The sequence below is a fragment of the Rickettsia endosymbiont of Culicoides newsteadi genome (genome assembly GCF_002259525.1).
In the GTDB taxonomy this organism is placed as follows: domain Bacteria; phylum Pseudomonadota; class Alphaproteobacteria; order Rickettsiales; family Rickettsiaceae; genus Tisiphia.
In genome coordinates this window covers 1-20,254 of record NZ_MWZE01000015.1, presented here as the reverse complement: position 1 = coordinate 20,254, position 20,254 = coordinate 1, and the positions used below count along the sequence as shown (strand labels likewise).

The following is a 20,254-nucleotide window of genomic DNA, read 5'->3' as shown; positions in this document are numbered from 1 at the left end:
CTCTAGCTCTCCTTTTTTGCTAAAGAATTCTATCTCATTTCTTCTATTTTTGTGTCCAAAATATGGAGACCATTATACTATGTCAGGAAGAGCATATCTAGCTGCCGATATAGATGATAAATTATCATCATTGTCATCATCATCATGAACATGATGTAAGTCAACTGTAGAAATACTTAGTCTTTCCGAATCGTTCTGTTCATTCTCCTTTCTGTATCTCTCGCAGTCAGATAAAAATCTCTCTAAGGGGTCATCTTTGCTATCGTAGCAGCCTTTGTCTCGTAGGTAGGAGCAAGCAAAAGAAGCTACACCACAAGCTGCACCAAGTGCAAGAACAGCCGCTACCATTGCGGCAACTTTGAGTGCGACTAATTCTGTTGATGTTTCTTCCTCAGTTCGATTATTTACTGAGATAACATCAGTAGTAGTAAATGGGGCAGCAAGGTTATCTCTTACCATCGTTCCCACCAACCCAAAGGTAGACAGAATGTTTGTGTTGTTAATAAATCTCATTATTGTATCTCCTTTAGTTATCTTTGACAATTTTTATACAGGATAATACCATTAAGTTAATATTTAGCAACTTTTATGTAATAAATTTTGCCTAGGCTAGTGAAAAATTAATTTAATTATTTTTGCATAATATGCTCTTATGCTATTAGTGTTGACATATTATATGTTATAATATTATTTTCACAGCTTCTAGATTATTGTGAAGGACTAGGAGGCTGCTTAATAACTAAAGTAATTCTATATTTAGCTCTTTTTGGCTGCGAATAAACATGATATAATTAATTAGTTATCGTAGACAGCCTCATAGAAACAAATTAGTTGCTTTAAGGGAGAATATTATCTAGCATTAAATATAGTTATAATTTAAGAATGAGGTGGGGAAAATGAGTAAAGATAGAGATCCTAGAGAATATTTTGAGTATTATCAGAACTTTATAGCAAAAATAGAGGAAATTGGTAAAGTAACAAATGATGAGCAAACTGAATCTATAGAGCAATCTTTGTTTGAAATTGTAAAGGGAACCTTAAAAGATAGTGCGGGCAGTCTTGGCGAGAAAAAGAACATATTAAAGGGATTTGCTGAAATAATTAAAAATAAGACAGAAGAACAAAACAAGCTGCCAGAATCTGACAAAATAGTAGAACAAACCATAGTGTTTAATGAATTTGCTGAAATATTAGAACAACCCATACAGGATGAAACAATTTCTGAGAATTGGCAAAAATGTAAGGAAGAACTAGAGGAAATAGTTACTGCTATCAAACCACAAGAGCTTACTCAGGACATTTTTTGCTTACCAGGAGAAGAAAAAGCTCCTTTAGAATTAAATAATTCTTCGGTTGATGTCCCGTCTTTTTCTGCTGATAATCTTGATCCTATAACCAAAGCAATTAGAGAGCATATCTTAACTAAGCAAAGAGCGATAATAGCTGCAGCTTTGGTAAATAAGAGTATAGCAAAACCAGAAGAGCTTGACGATCTGAATAAGTTTCGAGCGTATTTTGAAAATGAACAAAATAAAGAAACAATTAGTGGACTTCTAAAAGAAGATCAAAATTTAAAGCATGCTTTAGAGCAAGTCGAAATTGCTGGCTATAAAAACGTTCATACGCAGTTTGCTGGTAGATTCAGTACTATGGAATGGAAAGATGGGGGTGTAGAGAATGCTAATGGTATCACTATTAAGAAGCAGATAGTACGAGATGCAAACGGTCATGAGATTGCAACATTATCAGAAGCAAACCATCAAATAAATCCTCCTCATACAGTACAAAAAAGTGATGGAACTAGCGTTGCAATTAGCAATTATAGGACGATAGATTTTCCGATAAAACTTGATAATAATGGTCCGATGCATTTATCGTTAGCTGTCAAGGATCAGTATGGTAAAAATATTGCGGCAAGTAATGCTGTATATTTTACTGCTCACTATGATGATGCTGGTAAGCTTATTGAGGTCAGCTCGCCACATCCAGTTAAGTTTACCGGAAATAGTCCTGATGCAGTTGGCTATATAGAGCATGGTGGAAAAATCTATACCTTACCAGTAACGCAAGAAAAATATAGATCAATGATGCAAGAAGTTGCTAAAAATCTAGGACAGGGAGTGAATATTTCACCATCTATCGAATCTATTGAGGCTCCTGATCTTGCTGTAACCTCTAGAGGAGCTAAATCTGAAGTTGACTATATAAAGCCTGGTGAACAAATGCCAGCAATGCAAGAAAGTAAAATAATGATGCAAGAAGAGAGCAAAAATCTAGAACATAGTGTAGATATTTCGCCATTTATCGATGTACCATTATCTATGAATTCCGCAATTCCTGGACAAAATATTGAAGAAACACCGCAGTTGCATAAAGTGCCAGAGACTACAATGCTCTCTAATGATATGGTCAAAATGGAACCAGCCCCTGATATTCTTGAATATCCTCATGAAAAAGTTAATGTTATTACAGAGACAAAAACAACTAAAATCTCTCAAGCTGTATTAATAAATACAGACGTTAGAAATAGGGCTGAAGATATCAAAGCAAGTTTATCAAGATCACAACATATAGGTTCTTCAACTCGAAAAACTGATGTGGATATTGCACAACTGGTAGGAGAGCTATCAAATTTAGAAAATAAAGTATTTGATACACAAAAGAAACATATCGAAGCAAAATTAGATACATTAACGTCTAAAGAAGAACAAGCAAAGCTATTGCAGAGGTTATTAAAGGCTACAGCGAAGCAAAGAGGAAAAGAGCTTAGTAACATCGAAGCCGGACAAAGAAAGCCGGATGCTGATGCGGTTAGATTACTAACAGAGAATAGAGCTGGTAAAGAGGGTGAAATAGTAAAGCCACAACAGAGAGCAGAACATGCTAATGTTAGAGATAATGTAAAGATGCAAGCGTTTTTACAAAATAAAATTAACGAAATTAACGAAGTATCCAAGAAGCCAGCTATTACTGTTAAACCTCGAAATGCAGGAGGTCATGGTTTTTAGGTGTTGGAGTCTTCTTTTTCATAGAGTACTAATTTATTTTTTTACTAAAATTTTTGCTCTATCAGTGATAATTTCATCAACAAGCCCAAATGATTTGGCTACTTCAGGATCCATGAAATTATCACGTTCCATGCTTTTTTCGATAGTCTCTAGTTCTTGCCCTGTATGCTTGACATATAAGAGATTAAGCATTCTTTTTAGTTTCATGGTTTCTTTGGCATGAATTTCGATATCTGTAGCCTGCCCTTGGTAACCACCTGACGGCTGATGGATCATTATACGACTATGCGGTAAGGAGTAACGCATACCTTTCTCCCCAGCAGTAAGCAACATAGAGCCAGCAGAGCAAGCTTGACCTATACAAAGAGTAGAAATCTTAGGCTTAATATATTGCATAGTATCATAAATTGCCAAACCAGAAGTTACAACGCCACCAGGAGAATTAATATACATAGAAATATCTTTTTCTGGATTTTCTGCCTCAAGGAATAGTAATTGTGCAACCACTACATTTGCCATATAATCTTCAATTTGACCGCAAACAAAAACGATACGTTCCTTTAATAACCTAGAATATATATCATAGGCTCTTTCCCCTCTAGAGGTTTGCTCAATTACCATTGGTACGTATGTCATTAATTTTTTCCTTAATTTAATAAATAATTATAGCACAAATGTATAGTAACCTGACCAACATTTGTACATTTGCTCCTACGGGAAAGTTGTCATTTCCGCCCACTATTGTCATTCCCGCGTAGGCGGGAATCTAGATACCTGCTTTCGCAGGGATTACACTAAGGCAAGTAGGGATGACATCCTTCGTAGAGATAACACAAAACAGGATTGTCTTAATGCTACTAAAGTAGCTCCTTGCAATGACGGTATAATAATTCAGGTTAGTTATAATGCAACTAACCTACTGCTGTGCTAGCAAGTTTTTATAATATCGATTTAAGACTTTTACACCAAAAATCCAAGCTATACAAACAATAACAAAAACCACCATGAGAAAACCTGCTAGGTCATTATGTACAGCACTTGGAAAAATACTAAAAGAGACAAATTGAACAATTGCTCCAGCGGATTTTCCTATTTTGCCACCAAGTACATCTACAGCAGCTTTTCCCTTGGTTTTCATTTCACTATCAAGAGGGATATAGACCATTTCTTTAGTAAAATCAAAAAGCGAATATTTTACTCCTTTCCCTAAAACATGCCACAAGCCACCTACAAAAACAATTATCATTAATGGAGAAATGTGACTAAGACCAGTCGTAATTGCCAATAAAGGCTTTTCCAATAAGACGAAAGTAAAAAACATTGCTCCTGATAATAACGTTGCAACGGGAGTAAGTACAGCTCCCCAAAACCAACCACAATTTCTAACTAAACTACTACCTAGAAAAGCACAAATTAAAGTAAATATTCCAGTCCAAAAAAATACCTCACCACTGTAAGTTATAAATTCCTGGGTAGTAGGATATAACTCCTTGGTTTTAGACATCCATAATCCTTCAATTAAGTTGATTGACATGGAATATGAAACCATTAATACACAAATAATTCCTAAATATTTTGATTTAAGAATTATTTTGCTACTCTCAACTAACCCTAGCTTCAGTATATCGGTTCTTTTATTTTTATATCTAATATTTTTAGTAGTTTCTATAATTTTCAATTCAACAAATCTATGTAAAATCAAACAGATCAGTCCAGATATGGTAACGATTACTATGAATGATTTTAAAAGAATTTCTGTTTGGTCATTAAGATGAGAAAATAGAGGTAATAAGAAGTGATTACCTTTGGCAAAATAGACAATTACACTACCAGATATTAGCAAATTAGTTTGACCAAATAAGGAGAAAAACGAATAGAATCTTGGAGCTTCTTCAGTAGTAGTAATCTTATTAGCAAGTTGCCAATATAATAGTGTACATACAATCATTGGCCATAATTCCCCTATTATATAAAATAACACAATACTCCATTTTCCCCAAATGATGATAAACCATTTTAAATGTGGAAGTGTAGTAATATAATGTTCTATTATTTGAGGGTCTGGATGAAAATATTCTCGGTATGGAAACAAAACAAAGGTAAATAATAGGAAAAATCCCAAGAAAAAAGATAATATGATTCTGAAAGCTTGTTCAGTTGTCATAATATTACAAAGTTTGGAATAAAGGATGACAAATAAGATACCTGCAGGCATCTCGCCCCAAAGTTTTATAAAGCTTAAAACTTCCGAACTAATTAATGTTATTACCAGACTATCTTTCATACTACGTACTAGATTCTGGTTAAGGAGAATAAAGAATATTAGTAAAGCCATAGGCACAAACTTTACTAACTCGTTAGATCTGATAGGCCAAACAACGTGTCTAAATTTACTATTTCTAGCTCTATTCCACATAGTGAAAGAAGAATCTACTGCATTCATATAATACTCATGCTCATTTTCAAGCAACCTAAACTATTATAAAACCCCTGTCAAGTGGTTTTATCATATAATAAATATTCAGCAATAAACTTGGATGGGTTTTTTATTGGATCTAATATTTTCTTAAATTCTTTTCTGTTACATGGTGATTCAAATAAATTGTATTTTATTTTGCATTTTATTTTCTTAAAATAACTATTCTTTTCTTCTTTTTCGTGGAAAGGCGAATAATTATTTTGCCTAATATCATCTATATATCTTCTTATATCATTTGGATTATATGCTAAATAAATATATTTTTTTAATTCGCGTGATAATTTATTACTATTAAACTCATTATTCCAACCATTGCTTAAGTAAATTATAGGCTTATCTGCTACAACTACCTCTGCAAGAGCAGAAGTTCCATCACTTATTACAATATCTGCAGAAATTATATCATTCACTAAAGAAGTGTTGGTACTATCAGAAATAGTAACATTTTGTAAGCTTCTAAACTTTATAAAAATTTGATTAATTTCTTCTTGGGTTAAAAATCCTAAGTTAGTAGTAGAAAAAAATAAATGTTGATGAGGTCTTATAATAAAATTTATATTTGGATTTTGTAGTGCATAATTATAAAAAAAATAATGATAATTCAAGAAAGTTGAGCCACCTTCAAATAGGTCTCTATATTGAAAGGATAGCTACCACCTTGGTAACCATAAAATAGTTTCTGGAGCCTTTTTAGAGCTAGTGATAATACCTTCTCTAACTTCTTTATAAGTTTGATATCCTGAAACAATAATACGATCTTTTGGAAAGCCATATTTTTTAATATAAATATCTTTTGTACTTTCTGAATCAACAAATACTAAATCCATAATATTTGGTAATTTTTTATCATTTATGTGATCTTGATGAAAAATGTGAGGACCATAAGGAATATATACTATCTTTTTTGCAATTTTTTTAAGAGTTGAATTGATAAAGTAAGGATCTAAAATTGAATCATTGTAAATATTATAAGGGTTCTAGATAAAAATATAATCTGGTTTATATGATTCAATAGTTTCGCATTTTGTATAAGGTTCTATCTTTCCGCAAGGATATAGTACATCATTATTATCAAATTTTGCTGTAAACTTCATATCTATATTTACGTTATAGCATCGATTATATAATGGAATAGCAACAATTTTTACATCATGCCCTGTTTCTTTCATTGCTTTATATAGGGTATATACTCCTTTGCCACCATTAGTTTCTGTATGTACTATAAACATTATTTTTTTAGGAGTTGGAAGCTTATTTTTTCCAAATAATGCAAAAAATATTATTGAAATTATGCTAAAAAAGACAATAGATAGTAAGAATTTTGTTTTCATACAAGATTAAGTAATTATTATAATATCCTGCAATAAACAAGGCTGTTCAAAAATCGGACTGTAAGCTTTATATTATAGCATTATAATTTATAAATACTATTTAATTTATTACCCACATCTTTTTTATGGTAGTTTAATAAGTTGTGGGAAAATAGCCAATGTCATTGCGAGGAAGTGCAAAGTCCGAACAAGGCAATCAATTTTGGTTACTTTTTTGGATCAACTATGTTTCGCAATAAAAATTTAAATAAATTTAGTTTAAATTTTTATTGCTTCTTGCACATGACAGCAACAATTCTGCTATAGCTATTTGCTTCATACATTTACAATATATTTATTGTAATGTATACCTATTTTTAAACTTTTTTGAATTTATAATTGCTGCTTACAATCTAGTTAACTTGACAATTGGTAAAGTTTGCAAAAATATATTTACCTAAATGTTTAGGTTATACAAGTATATGATTTTCTTAAATTTTTAACCCCGATTTAGTCCAATCCTTATTAAAAATCTCTAAACCTGAATCTGTTAGTGGATGATTTAATAATTGCTTAATAATTTTACCAGACATTGTCGCAACATCAGCCTTATACATAGCAGCTTGATAAACATGGTTAGGGCTTCTTATAGATGCAGCAAGGATTTTTGTTTGATACTGATAATTATCGTATACTTGTCTTATATCACTTATTAAACTAATACCATTTTGACCTATATCATCAAGTCTACCGATAAAAGGTGATATATAAGATGCTCCAGCTTTTGCAGCGATAAGTGCCTGATTAACAGAAAAGCATAAGGTCATATTCACTTTTTTTCCTTTACCTACAAAATATTGGCACGCCTTAATACCGTCCCATGTCATAGGTAACTTAATCGCAATATTACTGGATATTCCTAAAATTTTATTACCTTGATTAATCATAGTATCAACATCATTAGCAACCACTTCAACGCTAACATCAGAAGTTATTATCTTACATATTTCTGCAATAGTTGATACAAAGTCGTATTTTGTCTTAGACATCAAGGAAGGATTAGTAGTTATGCCATCAATTATACCTAATTGGTTAATCTCATCAATTTCTTTAATATCAGCACTATCTAGAAAAATTTGCATTTAATTTAACCTCGATAAAATTGAATCAAGTTCTTCTAAATTACTATAGTGAAATATCAATTTCCCACCAATTGGGTAATCTTCAATAGTTACTTTTATATTAAATCTTTCTGACAATGATTTAGCTAATAATTGTAGATCATTCTCTTTACTACTCTCTTTTAGAAGACCTCTCCCTATACGTTTATCATGTTCTGGGGTTTTTGTATATTCATTTTTAGACCAATTTCTTACTATATCTTCAGTTTGACGAACACTTAAATCATTCTCAATAATATGATTAGCTATTACCTCAGCTTGCTGGTGATTAATTAGACATCTTGCATGTCCCATAGTTAAAAGCCCCTCATTTATTTTATCTTTGATAGGTTGTGGTAACTGATTTAGTCTTAATAAATTAGCTATATGACTACGGCTCTTGCTAACTTTTTCCGCTAATTGCTCTTGTGTATAACCAAACTCTTTTATTAATCTCTCAAATCCTTCCGATTCTTCTATAACAGATAATTCCTCTCTTTGAATATTTTCAATTAGAGCTATTTCTATAATTTCTTTATCTCCTATATCTTTTATAATAGCAGGAATATCAGTAAGCTTAGCCACCTTACAAGCACGCCAACGTCTCTCACCAGCTATAATTTTATATTTCCCATCACTGACTGAGCTAACAATAATTGGTTGTAACAAACCATTATTACTTATGGAATCGGCTAATTCTTTTATTTTATCATATTCAAACTTTTTTCTTGGTTGATTATTCCTAGCTTCAATTTTATCAATATCTATAATTTTTACTAACTCATCCTTCTCTACAGTAAAAACTTCTTCTCCAAGCAAAGCTGATAATCCTTTGCCTAAATTTTTATTTTTCATATATTTCTACCTAAAATCTCTTTTGTAAGTTCTATATAAGCAATAGAGCCAGTACATTTATGATCGTAGATAATTGCTGGTTGACCGTGAGATGGTGCTTCAGATAGTTTTACATTCCGTGGAATAACTGTCTTAAATACCAATCCTCCTAAGCATTTTCTAACATCATTCTCTACTTGCTCAGTTAATCGATTGCGTTTATCATACATAGTAAATAAAATGCCGGCAATTTTTATTTTAGGGTTTAAATTCTTTTCTACAATTTCAATTGTTTTTAGCAAATGACTTAATCCTTCTAATGAATAAAAATCACATTGCATAGGGATTAATACATAGTCACAAGCCACTAATGCATTAACTGTCAATAAGTTAAGAGAAGGAGGGCAATCTATAATAATGTAGTCATATTTATTGACTAATTTATTTAACAAATTTGATAATAAATATTCACGCTTTTGTATACTTAATAAATCTATCTCAGCACCTGATAAATTAGTGTTAGCTGTAATTATTTGTAAATTTGGAATATTCGTTTGTATTATGGCTTCTTCAATCGTTTTTGAACCAATTAGTACCTGATAAATAGTAACTTTTCTATCCTGTTGGCTTATACCAAAACCAGTGCTACTATTTCCCTGAGGATCTAAATCTATTACCAAAATCTTTTTACCCATCACAGATAAAGCTGTTGACAAATTTACAGTAGTTGTGCTTTTTGCAACTCCACCTTTTTGGTTAACTACCGCAACTATTTTTGTCATATATGTTACTAATTTCTAAAATCTTACTATTATTAGAAGTCTCACTATCATATATAGAATGACAAAAAGACCATCTCTTTTTAGCAATCTCAATTTCTTGTTGATACTTCTCACCTTTAAATAATAAATACTTATTTCTTACATTAATATGTTTAGTATAAGCCAATATTTTATCTAACTGAGTACAAGCTCTAGAAGTTAATATATCACAATCTAATTTAACACTTTCTATTCGTTGATTAACCACATTAATTTTATTACTAGAAATTTTGGAAGCTTGCAATAAAAAAACAGATTTTCTTACATCAGACTCTACTAAAGTAACATTCTTTATCCCGGCAATAGACAAAACTATTCCTGGAAATCCACCACCTGAACCAACATCTATTAAATGAATATTTTGGTCATTTATGTACTTCATTAGTTGTAAAGAATCTAAGATATGTCTCACCCAAAAATCATTCTTGGTATTACAAGAAACGAGATTAATAGCTTTATTCCATTTCAACGTTAATGATTGATACTTCTCAAGAGCTTCTAACACTTCACGTGAAACACTACTATAATTATACATTAATGTCTATATTTTGTTTTTATATAAATTATAATTGCTATTAAAGCAGCTGGAGTAACACCAGATATTCTTCTAGCCGCACCAATAGTAGCTGGTTTGTGATACTGGAGTTTTTCCCTTACTTCTGTAGACAAGCTGGGTATTTTGAAGTAATCAATATCATCATCTAATAATTCTAGCTCTTCTTCTTTAAATAATTGAATATCTGCATTCTGTCTAGTCAAATAAGAAGAATATCTTGATTCAATACAAAGATAATGAAGAATTTTTTTATTTAATGAAATAAGCTCTGGAAAGATTTCTATCGTTTTATCAACACCAAAATTTGGTAATCCTAGTAAATCAAAGGCTGTTTTATATGAACCATCTTGTGCGATAGAGACGCCCAGGTTGGCTAATTTAGTAGTTGTTAAAGAGATAGTTTTTACAATGTTTTCTACCTTATGAATATCGTCACATTTCTTACTAAAAACTTCTTTACGTAAATTAGATATAATACCAATATCTATAGCCATTTGAGTTAGTCTTAAATCTGCATTATCTGCCCTAACCGAAAGTCTATATTCAGATCTAGAAGTAAACATTCTATAAGGCTCTATTGTACCAAGAGTGATTAAATCATCAATCATAACACCAATATAGGCATCTGCTCTAGTCAAAATAAAATTTGATTGATTTTTTAGTGATAAGGCTGCATTAATGCCAGCCATAATTCCTTGTCCCGCGGCTTCTTCATAGCCAGTGGTGCCATTAATTTGACCAGCAAAATACAATCCCTTAATTTTTTTCGTTTCTAACGTTATTTTTAACTCTCTAGGATCAACATAATCATATTCTATTGCATATCCTGGTTTTAACATAGTGGCATTTTTAAGACCAGGAATTGTTTTTAGCAATGCTAATTGTATATCTTCAGGTAATGATGTAGATATGCCATTTGGGTATATAGTATGGTCGTCCAAGCCTTCAGGTTCTAAAAATATTTGATGACTTGCTTTAGAGAATCTAGTAACCTTATCTTCAATGGATGGACAATATCTTGGTCCTATACTCTTGATTTGTCCAGAATACATAGCTGACTTATCTAAGTTATTCCTAATAATTTCATGAGTTTGTTCAGTTGTTCTAGTAACGAAACAATTTATTTGCTTTATCTTAACAGAAGTTGTGAGTTCGGAAAAAGGGCGTGGCACAGCATCTCCAGCCTGCACCTCTATTTCGTTATAATCAATTGTTCTTCCATCTATTCTTGGAGGAGTACCAGTTTTTAACCTACCAAGAGCAAAGCCGAAAGATTTTAGTGCGTTAGATAAACCGTATGACGGCTTTTCACCTATTCTACCCGATGGGATTTTTTTATCTCCTATGTGAATGAGTCCAGATAAAAATGTACCGGTAGTTAATATAACTTTTTGACATTCAATTCTAGTACCATCATCTAAGGTTAATGCTTTTACTTCAGAGTTGTGTATCTCAATATTTTCTACAGATGCACATAAAATTGTCAAATTTGGATGATTTATCAAGGCATTATACATAGCTTTTTTATAAAGCTTTCTATCAGCTTGAGCTCTTGGCCCCCAAACTGCTGGACCTTTGCTTTCATTAAGCATCTTATAATGGATACCAGCTTGATCTATAATTTTACCCATGAGTCCATCAAGAGCGTCTATCTCTTTTACTAAAGTACCTTTTGCTACCCCACCTATTGCAGGGTTGCAAGACATTTCACCAAGATTATCTAGTTTTAAAGTAATTAAAAGAGTATCTATGCCAAGACGTGCAGCAGCCGAAGCTGCCTCACAACCAGCATGACCACCGCCAATAACTACAACGCTATACTTCATAATCATTGTGTTATTCTACAATTTCTTTTTCAGCAAAGAAAAATCTCACTTCTCTTTCAGCACTTTCTAAAGTATCAGAACCATGTATACTATTTTCCTCAATATTTTTTGCAAAATCTTTTCTAATAGTACCTAATTCAGCATCATTTGGATTAGTAGCTCCCATTATTTTACGATTTTGTAAAACAGCATTTTCTCCTTTAAGAACCTGCAAAACAACCGGACCGGAAGTAATAGACTCTATTAAACTATTAAAAAATGCTCTTGATTTATGTTCTGCATAAAAAATTTCTGCTTGATCTCTAGTTAAAATAGTCATTTTTTGAGCTACTATTTTTAGCCCATTATTTTCTAAGTAAGAATTAATTTTACCAATTAGATTTCTTTTCGTAGCATCTGGCTTAATCATTGAAAACGTATATTCTTGAGTCACAGTAAACCTTTATTAATTTATTATTAACATTTATATAAATTTATATATTTTTGGCAAGTAAATTCTGATAGTACAGTTAGGTAACATGTTATGCAGTTCTTCTAGAGCTATAATTCCAAGTTAAGGAAAGAATTATTGCTCCCAAGAAAGCGGACAGGCTAAAAAATAAAAAAACGCCATTCCACCCTAAATTATCAGAAATCCAACCAACACATACGCCAGCCAGTGCAGCACCAAGATAACCAAATAAACCTGAAAGACCATTAGCTGTACCAACGGCTTGTTTATTAGTAAAATCTGCTGTAGCAACACCTATTAATACTTGTGGTCCAGATACAAAAAAACCAACCAAAGCAAGAGTAATAATACTAAATATTTCATACTCATTTGGCATTTGCCAAAATAAAATAATAGTAAAAGCTAAAGCAAACATAAATACTGAACCAACTGGTCCACGTCTTCCCTGAAATATTTTATCTGACATCCATCCAGCAACAATACCACCAGTTAAACCTAAAATGTCATAAGAAGCAACTTGCCAACCAGCTTGAGCAATAGTAATGTTTTTTAGCTCGCACAAAAATACAGGAGCCCAAAAAATTATACCTGAACGCACAATATAAATAAACATGTTGGCAAAACACACATACCACATTAATCTGTTACAAAATACAATTTTTATTAATTGAGTTGTTAATAAATTATCACTATCAAGAGATATGTCACATTCTTTGTACTCTTCCACTATAGGTAAATTAACCTCACTGGGGGAATTACGTAATCTATTGAATAGAAATAATGATACTAATAATGCAATTATTCCAGGAATTATAAACGCTGCTTTCCAACCATAAGCATCTATTAAATAACCACATACTATCATAGTGATTGCTCCGCCAATTTGATTAGAAGTGGCTCCTAGAGACCATTTCATTCCTAATTCCTTAGAAGCGTACCAATAAGTTAACATACGTGTTGCAGGTGGCCAACCCATAGATTGAAACCAATTATTCAGAATCCACAAAATACCAAGTGATGTTATACTGGAAGCAAACCCCGATAACAATGTTACAACAGCTACACATATAAGACCAATTACCATAAATATACGAGCATTTGATCTATCACTTAAGAATCCATTACATAACTTTCCTATACCATAAAATATAGAGGCAGTTGTTAAAATCCAACCAAGTTGAGTTTTGGTTACATCAAAATGCTCCATTAAAGCAGGCATTACAATATTAAAATTCTGACGACAAAGTATGAATGTTGAGTAACCAACAATTATCGAATATAAAATTCTAATACGCCAACTATTATACTTTTTTGCATAAGGGGGTCTTTCTTTAAAGGGTATATTTGCCATCACTGCCTTGATTTATCAATTTTGCATTATATATCCTTGTCAAGAAAAATACCACAAGCTATTATGTTTTTTATATCTAAAACTTATTTTTCATCAAATATACTTGAGATATATTGCAAACTAGGATAACTTACCTATAAACTCTAAAATTATTTTAAATGACAATTATGACAAAATTATTAAGATTTCTTCTGCCTTTTGTTGTGTTATTGCAATTATTATCATGTACCTCTAGTCCTCCTTATGAGATTAAAAGTCCTTGTGTATCTATTAAATCAATAGATCCGTCTGGTATTAGAAACCCATGTGTTCGTAGACCAGTAAATTTAACCATTGACATCGCTTAAAGATTTGCTTCATTACGTACACAAAATCAGTAGACTTTATGATTATCTTATAGATTACATCTTACCAGCAAGATGCTTGTCTTGTATCGAAATGACTGAAACTAAAGAGGATTTTTGTCAAAATTGTTGGAAAAAACTTGATTTTATTACAAAACCCTACTGTATTATTTGTGGTAGTAGATTAGATATATCAATTTTAGATAATATGTGTTGTGCAAAATGCTTTCAACATAAACCTTGTTATGATAAATCTCGTAGTCTAATTAAATTTAATGAGCATAGCAAAAAAATAATTCATGCCTTTAAATACCAGGATAAAACTATTCTTGCTAAAACTTTTAGTAAATTATTTTATACACACTATAATAGTGAAATTCAAGACATTGACTTAATTATTCCAGTTCCCATGAATAGGTTCAAGAGGTTGTTTAGAATGTATAATCCTGCTTTGATTCTAGCCTTAGAAATTAGCAAATTAGCAAGAAAGTCGTTTAGTCCGGATGTATTAATTAAGTCAAAATGGACTAAATCTCAAACATTTTTATCTAAAAAAGAACGAGAAAAAAACTTATCAAATAGCCTTATACTCAATAAAAAATATCAGATTATAGGTCAAAAAATATTATTAGTAGATGATGTATTGACCACTGGAACTACAGTTAACAAATGCGCTAAAATCTTAAAAGATTCTGGAGCTGAATGTGTTTATGTTATGACAATTGCCATGACATAAATAGCATACCCTACAATTTTTTATTTATTTCCTTATGATGAGTAAAAAAGCTGACTGCTAAGCGTTATTGCGAGGAGCTGCTTTAGTAGCGACGAAGCAATCCATGAGAATTAGTATAAATATATCAAGACTATATGGATTGCTTCGGAGGCTTACGCCTCCTCGCAATGACGTTTTTATGCTGTTTAATACTTATAGAATAAAAATTGTAGGGTACTAAGGTGGCTCGCTAATAGACGACTTTTCTACTTTCATTTTCTTAAACTGACGCTTATGCGTCGCTCCTGTTAGCCAATTCTCCTGAGTTGACTATACATTAAAAATTGTCAGCACTTTTTGAAATAGTGCTATACAAGCCATTTTCTTTCTTAATTATATCGTACTCTCTTTGGGCTATTGAATCGATAAAGTGAATATTACCTGATATACCAATATATGGAGCTGTACTATTCAACGCTGCTAAAAATCGTTCTTCCGTAAAGTTAGTATCTATATATTTTGATGTTATTTTTCCTAAATCATAAGCCACAGCGTGCATGAAAGATAAATGATTAATGCCTATATTTTTAGCTCTCTCTATTATATTACTATTTACAATATTTAATGAACCAGTAAAGATAATATCCACCGGTTCAGAATAATCAATATTTATTCTGTTATCGCCTATTATAATTGCTTTTTTATCTAAATTATGCTTATGAATACTATCAAAAAGCAAATTTAGATTTTTACCATCATCCGACAGATAAATTACAGGTTTAGTTTCTGTATCCTCCATTTCATTTAAATTATCAACAGTATTTGAGACAGTTAACACCGCTTTTTCTATTGATTCTGGTATATTAGCATAAAATTCACTCCGCACTAAGGTAGAATTTTTCTGAATTAATATATTTTGAATAAGTTGATTTGTTGTTTGTGCATGACGCCCTGAAGGTAGCAGGGCAATAAAATTTTTATAATCATTATCTGCAAAGTAATTAATTATTTTTGTAAGCTGCTTTGATGGAGCATGCCCAAATACCAAAAGTTTCTGGTCTGCCAATACAGGATTATTAGACATGGTAATTATAAAAATGTTATGCGTTTTAGCTTTATTGGCAATTAGAGAAGTAAGGTTTGAATATAATGGCCCTAGAATAATTTTTGTTTTACGAGCTAATATTTTATCCATTGCAGCAAGTACCTGCTGCTCATTAGAGCCATCATAAGAAGTGACATGGACATAAGTTTTTAAACCATCTTCTAGACCCATTTTAATTAATTGGTTATATTGTCTACCTAATGTAGAATTTTCTCCCGTTAGAGGCATTAAAATTGCCACTTCTAGAGTTTCTTGCACAACTTCTTTCGTTGTAGGAGTAACAATAGCCTCTTTATTAGATTGGCAAGAAAATAAAGAGACAAGACATATAAATGATAAGGTGATATTTAAAAATTTTTGCTTTATACTGTTCATAATACTTACTTTATCTTAATTAGGGATAATTGGCAATTGGGGTTAAATCATGATCTTTAAACCAGGACTATATATTGTTTCAACACCTATTGGTAACTTAGATGATATAACATTTCGGGCTTTAGAAGCACTAAAAAACTCTACAGTAATACTGTGCGAAGATACCAGAATATCAAAAAAATTACTAGTAAAACATAATATAAAGACCAAGTTACAAGTATATAATGATCATAGTGATAACCAGTCAAGAGAGATTATCTGCAAGCTCATTGATAATGGAGCAATAGTCAGCCTAATATCTGATGCTGGAACACCGTTAATTTCTGACCCTGGTTATAAATTAGTTAGGCAGTTGAGAAAACTTAATTATCACATAGATGTTATACCTGGCGTTTCTGCATTAACCACCGCTATACCCATTTCTGGATTACCGTCAGATCGTTTTTTATTTGCTGGATTCTTACCAAAAACCATTGAAGGTAAAAAGAAGATTTTCACAGAATTAGCTAGCATAAAAGCAACTTTGATTTTTTTTGAAACTGCTAGCAGAATAGAGCAATCGTTACATACGGCTTTTGCTGTTTTTGGTAATAGAGAAATATGTATAGCACGTGAACTTACTAAATTGCACCAAGAAGTAAAGTCAGGATTAATAGAAAACGTTATAAATTTCTATAAACAGAATATTATCAAAGGGGAAATAGTATTGCTAATTTCCGGTGTTTCTGAAGAGGATAATGCAGCTAATCTAGCAGATGACTTAGAAAAATTTATACATTTGTACTTATCTAAAGGATGGAGTGCCAAAAGTATTACAGATACGGCTAATGAAAATTTTGGCAAAAGCTACAGCAAGAAAGAAATATATGCTATAGTGAATAAAATCAAGAGCTTGAGTGAATAATTCCATAGCTATTATGCTATCTTGTAAATTACTACTATAAAGTTCAGGATTATCATAAGTAGCAATCTTAAACTTTTCGATAGCTTCAATTGCTAAATGGTTACGTTTACCATCAATCAGCTTGGCTTCTGTATGGCTTATATGTCCAGCTAAAGATATTTTATACTCATTAATCTTGGCTTGCAACATACGCCTAGTCAGTGGGTTCTTGGCTTGTTGCAGATAATCTACAGCCCGCTTATCATACTTGCCTAAAAAATACTCGATGAACGGTTTGTTATTTTCTGAAAAATCCGGATGAAATTCATCAAATTGCGTCAAGCAACCAAAACCACCAGTTTTGTTATCGCTAACTACCTCAATATTGCTCTGTGATTGATGCAAATGCGTAGTGGTCTCTTTAATAAAATCCGCCCATAAATTAGGCATTTCTACGCTAGCATCTTTCTCCAGTTTACGTATCAAATAACCTTTAGCTTCTTCATTAATCTTCTGACTTATCCCAGCTATAACTTGCCATTTCATCTTCTTGCCATTCCATCTTATTTGGTCACTTTTTTATTAAACTTCCTATATATAGTCAATTCAGGAGAATTTGGGGCTAGGAGCGATGGAGCGACGCCTATAAGTAATAGGCGAGCGACGAGCGACAACGTCCCCAACTTCTCATCAATTGACTATAACAGATTTTTATCATCCACTAATAGCTGTTGCCATTATTTTTGCGGTATTCTTATTTTTTTTTACTTGTCTATTATACCTTCGTTAATTCTTGATATCTTAGCAAGATCAAATACCCCGTTTAAAACCGTACCAAGATTCTGCCAAGGCGAGGCTGACTTGATCGTACTAATATTACGATTAATTGCTTCCTTGTTTAAATCAACCATTGCCGTATTTAAGTTTGATCTTGGTCTTTGGTGAAAATGTTCAGCTTCGACGCTTCTTGCCTTCATCTCATCCATATAAGCCATATGCCTTAGTAACAAGCCAGCTGAATCAGTGCCAGTGATACCAATACCAGTTTTCAGGATATTATAGCCCAATTGTTGGCGATTATATAACTGCTCCTGCCTCAGCATATCAACATGATAGCTTGATATTGCCCCATATTCCGCAGTTCTTTCGATTAGTTGTTGACGGTCAAACCTGACATTCTCTTGTTGTTGTCTTAATAAATGCCGCTGCTCATATAAAGATTGCTTAGTTTTCTCTTTGTTACTCCTGAGTTGGGCATAAGTATTAAATAAAGATGCTCCTGTAGCAAATATACTCTCTCCACTCGAGAAAAAATTTAGAAAATTAAACATTGGTATTTTTTACCTTTTAAAAAACTTTAAGTAGACTTATCGCAAAAATATGTTTACACTAAATTAGTATCAGTTGTGTAATGTGCCGAAAAATCTGCTTTTGGCAGTCGATTCTTTTGAAGAATAGGGCATTATCCGATTGGTACTTGGACTGGGGGACTCGGTTGGCGTTATGACCCTTGTGGTTAGTGGGGGTCTCTCGCTTATTCATCCACTACCCTTGTAATTTGGCAAGATTTTTGCCTTAGCATAGATTTTTAATATACTAACTGGATAAGGTTTATCGACCTTAAAAGTCACATCAATATCAGTTTTAATTTCCCCGTGCATAATAAAATTTATCCAACCTGATTGATAGGGAGTGGTAAATAAGTCACACACTTCTTTAGTAGCTGTTGATGTTGTTAAATATTTCTTATCATTAACCAATCTAATCAATGCATCACTATCTACATATCTACTATTAATATGCTGCCGATCTATTTGCCCATTATCAAGCCTTTCTTCAATATAACCACCTTTACTATTAAAGACCTTCAAGCCAAGTTCCGCATCTTTTTTTGGAGCATGTTCTACTTCATCTGGGAATATCAGAGGGAAAGTCTGTAATATCGAAGAATAAGGAAAGCCTACCGACAAATGTCTTACCGGATGTTTTAGCTTAATCAGCTCATTATCGATAATTCGTAAATCATGTAATTCTTCATCACCAATAATAGACACAGCTATTTTCTGAAAGATTGGTATAGCACTTAACATAGAGGTTAATATAAGTTATAATGATAGATAATGAATAAATTTAATAATAGCAATATGGCGACAGCATACAGTTACGATTTACGTTCTAGAGTTATAGAACATTATGAGAAATATAAGAAAATAGCTCTTACATGCGAGACCTTCAAAATTAGTCGGTCAATAATCTATGACTGGATTAGATTAAAGAAAGAAACTGGAGATATAAAGGCAAAGGAGGGATACCAGAAAGGGTATGGTCATAAAATACCTGATATATTGGCGTTTCGTCGTTTAGTAGAAGAAGGCAGTTCGTTAACACTTACAGAAATAGCAAGAGAACTAGATAATGTTGTAAGTATAATGACTATCAGTCGAGCTTTAAAGAAACTCAATATTACTCAAAAAAAAAGACATATTCTTATAAAGAAAGAAACGAAGGAAAGCGACAAGATTTCCTCAGTGAATTAGAAGAAGTGCCGATAGAGAAGCGTGTTTATCTTGATGAAGCCGGTATAGATGATAATGAATCATATGAATATGGGTGGTCAATGAAAGGAAGTCGTTGTAATGGAAGTAAATCGGGAAGACGTAGTGAAAGAACAAGTTTTATTGGAGCATTAAATCGGAATAGTTTTATAGCGTCGCTAGTTTTTACTGGAAGCTGTGATAGTAAAGTATTTGAAGCTTATATAGAAAATTGCCTTGTACCGGAACTAAAGCCTGGACAGGTTGTCATTGCTGATAATGCAAGCTTTCACAAATCAAAAAGGGCTAAAGAATTAATAGAAAAAGCTGGTTGCAAGCTAAAATTTTTACCGCCTTATTCACCTGATTTAAATCCTATTGAACATCATTGGTTTCCGATAAAAAATAGCATTAGAAAATTGTTAGATAGGGGAGATTCCTTATTTGAGGCAAGTTGTAGAACGTTAAAATTATTGTATGAACCTATATGTTAGCTGCTATA

22 protein-coding genes are annotated in these 20,254 nt (G+C 32.2%); 5 read left to right on the top strand and 17 right to left on the bottom strand.

Annotated features, from left to right (window positions below; translation table 11 throughout):
• Positions 1–72: 72 nt before the first annotated feature.
• A complete protein-coding gene (locus tag RiCNE_RS02170) occupies positions 73–513 on the bottom strand; it encodes a hypothetical protein (RefSeq protein WP_133062923.1) in 441 nt (146 codons plus the stop codon).
• Positions 514–896: 383 nt separating this feature from the next.
• Between RiCNE_RS02170 and RiCNE_RS02165 the strand changes: the two genes are divergently transcribed.
• Positions 897–3,008 (top strand): Sca4 family protein, encoded by a 2,112-nt coding sequence (locus RiCNE_RS02165; RefSeq protein WP_094648987.1) that lies wholly within the window; start codon positions 897–899, stop codon positions 3,006–3,008.
• Positions 3,009–3,041: 33 nt separating this feature from the next.
• On the opposite strand, the gene clpP is transcribed toward RiCNE_RS02165, so the two are convergent.
• The 12 genes from clpP to RiCNE_RS02115 form a co-directional block, all read right to left on the bottom strand.
• Complete coding sequence (gene clpP, locus RiCNE_RS02160; protein ID WP_094648986.1) at positions 3,042–3,644, bottom strand: ATP-dependent Clp endopeptidase proteolytic subunit ClpP; 603 nt, start codon at positions 3,642–3,644, stop codon at positions 3,042–3,044.
• Positions 3,645–3,924: 280 nt separating this feature from the next.
• The gene (locus tag RiCNE_RS02155; RefSeq protein WP_094648985.1) at positions 3,925–5,451 is read right to left on the bottom strand and encodes an Npt1/Npt2 family nucleotide transporter; all 1,527 of its coding nucleotides are present in this window, start codon (positions 5,449–5,451) and stop codon (positions 3,925–3,927) included.
• A 50-nt stretch (positions 5,452–5,501) separates the two neighbouring features.
• The gene (locus tag RiCNE_RS07945) at positions 5,502–6,092 is read right to left on the bottom strand and encodes a hypothetical protein (RefSeq protein WP_239832592.1); all 591 of its coding nucleotides are present in this window, start codon (positions 6,090–6,092) and stop codon (positions 5,502–5,504) included.
• Between the two features lie 45 nt (positions 6,093–6,137).
• Complete coding sequence (locus tag RiCNE_RS07940) at positions 6,138–6,314, bottom strand: glycosyltransferase family 4 protein (protein ID WP_239832591.1); 177 nt, start codon at positions 6,312–6,314, stop codon at positions 6,138–6,140.
• 150 nt (positions 6,315–6,464) lie between these two features.
• Entirely contained in the window at positions 6,465–6,818 is a 354-nt protein-coding gene (locus RiCNE_RS07935) for a hypothetical protein (RefSeq protein ID WP_239832589.1), read from the bottom strand.
• A gap of 470 nt (positions 6,819–7,288) precedes the next feature.
• Complete coding sequence (fsa, locus tag RiCNE_RS02145) at positions 7,289–7,939, bottom strand: fructose-6-phosphate aldolase (RefSeq protein WP_094648984.1); 651 nt, start codon at positions 7,937–7,939, stop codon at positions 7,289–7,291.
• Entirely contained in the window at positions 7,940–8,812 is an 873-nt protein-coding gene (locus tag RiCNE_RS02140) for a ParB/RepB/Spo0J family partition protein (RefSeq protein ID WP_094648983.1), read from the bottom strand.
• On the bottom strand, positions 8,809–9,573 hold the full coding sequence (locus RiCNE_RS02135; protein WP_094648982.1) for a ParA family protein: 765 nt from the start codon (positions 9,571–9,573) through the stop codon (positions 8,809–8,811). Before RiCNE_RS02135 ends, RiCNE_RS02140 begins: the two co-directional genes overlap by 4 nt.
• Positions 9,548–10,147: a 16S rRNA (guanine(527)-N(7))-methyltransferase RsmG gene (rsmG, locus tag RiCNE_RS02130; RefSeq protein WP_094648981.1), complete on the bottom strand. Its 600-nt coding sequence runs from the start codon at positions 10,145–10,147 to the stop codon at positions 9,548–9,550. The genes RiCNE_RS02135 and rsmG overlap by 26 nt, the downstream gene beginning before the upstream one ends.
• Positions 10,147–11,997, bottom strand: coding sequence for a tRNA uridine-5-carboxymethylaminomethyl(34) synthesis enzyme MnmG (mnmG, locus tag RiCNE_RS02125; RefSeq protein WP_094648990.1), 1,851 nt, complete (start codon positions 11,995–11,997; stop codon positions 10,147–10,149). Before mnmG ends, rsmG begins: the two co-directional genes overlap by 1 nt.
• A gap of 7 nt (positions 11,998–12,004) precedes the next feature.
• Complete coding sequence (ndk, locus tag RiCNE_RS02120) at positions 12,005–12,427, bottom strand: nucleoside-diphosphate kinase (protein WP_094648980.1); 423 nt, start codon at positions 12,425–12,427, stop codon at positions 12,005–12,007.
• Between the two features lie 88 nt (positions 12,428–12,515).
• Positions 12,516–13,796, bottom strand: coding sequence for an MFS transporter (locus RiCNE_RS02115; RefSeq protein WP_094648979.1), 1,281 nt, complete (start codon positions 13,794–13,796; stop codon positions 12,516–12,518).
• Between the two features lie 167 nt (positions 13,797–13,963).
• On the opposite strand from RiCNE_RS02115, the gene RiCNE_RS02110 reads away from it, so the two are divergent.
• Both RiCNE_RS02110 and RiCNE_RS07930 read left to right on the top strand, forming a co-directional pair.
• Positions 13,964–14,143 carry a DUF2706 domain-containing protein gene (locus RiCNE_RS02110; protein ID WP_094648989.1) on the top strand — a complete coding sequence of 60 codons (180 nt, stop codon included), beginning with the start codon at positions 13,964–13,966 and terminating at the stop codon, positions 14,141–14,143.
• The gene (locus RiCNE_RS07930) at positions 14,130–14,876 is read left to right on the top strand and encodes a double zinc ribbon domain-containing protein (RefSeq protein WP_094648978.1); all 747 of its coding nucleotides are present in this window, start codon (positions 14,130–14,132) and stop codon (positions 14,874–14,876) included. Before RiCNE_RS02110 ends, RiCNE_RS07930 begins: the two co-directional genes overlap by 14 nt.
• Positions 14,877–15,192: 316 nt before the next feature.
• Here RiCNE_RS07930 and RiCNE_RS02100 read toward each other — a convergent pair whose 3' ends face one another.
• Positions 15,193–16,335: a penicillin-binding protein activator gene (locus RiCNE_RS02100; RefSeq protein ID WP_094648977.1), complete on the bottom strand. Its 1,143-nt coding sequence runs from the start codon at positions 16,333–16,335 to the stop codon at positions 15,193–15,195.
• 49 nt (positions 16,336–16,384) lie between these two features.
• Here RiCNE_RS02100 and rsmI point away from each other — a divergent pair, with 49 nt between their 5' ends.
• A complete protein-coding gene (gene rsmI, locus RiCNE_RS02095) occupies positions 16,385–17,239 on the top strand; it encodes a 16S rRNA (cytidine(1402)-2'-O)-methyltransferase (RefSeq protein ID WP_094648976.1) in 855 nt (284 codons plus the stop codon).
• Here the strand turns inward: rsmI and RiCNE_RS07265 are convergent.
• The 3 genes from RiCNE_RS07265 to RiCNE_RS02085 form a co-directional block, all read right to left on the bottom strand.
• Positions 17,120–17,764 (bottom strand): hypothetical protein, encoded by a 645-nt coding sequence (locus RiCNE_RS07265; protein WP_133062922.1) that lies wholly within the window; start codon positions 17,762–17,764, stop codon positions 17,120–17,122. The two genes, rsmI and RiCNE_RS07265, sit on opposite strands and share 120 nt — an antisense overlap.
• Positions 17,765–17,982: 218 nt before the next feature.
• Positions 17,983–18,549: a hypothetical protein gene (locus RiCNE_RS07925; protein ID WP_239832582.1), complete on the bottom strand. Its 567-nt coding sequence runs from the start codon at positions 18,547–18,549 to the stop codon at positions 17,983–17,985.
• Between the two features lie 207 nt (positions 18,550–18,756).
• Positions 18,757–19,308, bottom strand: coding sequence for a hypothetical protein (locus tag RiCNE_RS02085; protein WP_094648974.1), 552 nt, complete (start codon positions 19,306–19,308; stop codon positions 18,757–18,759).
• 54 nt (positions 19,309–19,362) lie between these two features.
• Here RiCNE_RS02085 and RiCNE_RS02080 point away from each other — a divergent pair.
• Positions 19,363–20,246 (top strand): IS630 family transposase gene (locus RiCNE_RS02080; RefSeq protein ID WP_239832580.1). Its coding sequence is split into 2 segments (ribosomal slippage): positions 19,363–19,683 and positions 19,686–20,246, totalling 882 coding nucleotides; the frame shifts between segments, so codons are not numbered across the junction.
• The last annotated feature ends 8 nt before the right edge of the window (positions 20,247–20,254 follow it).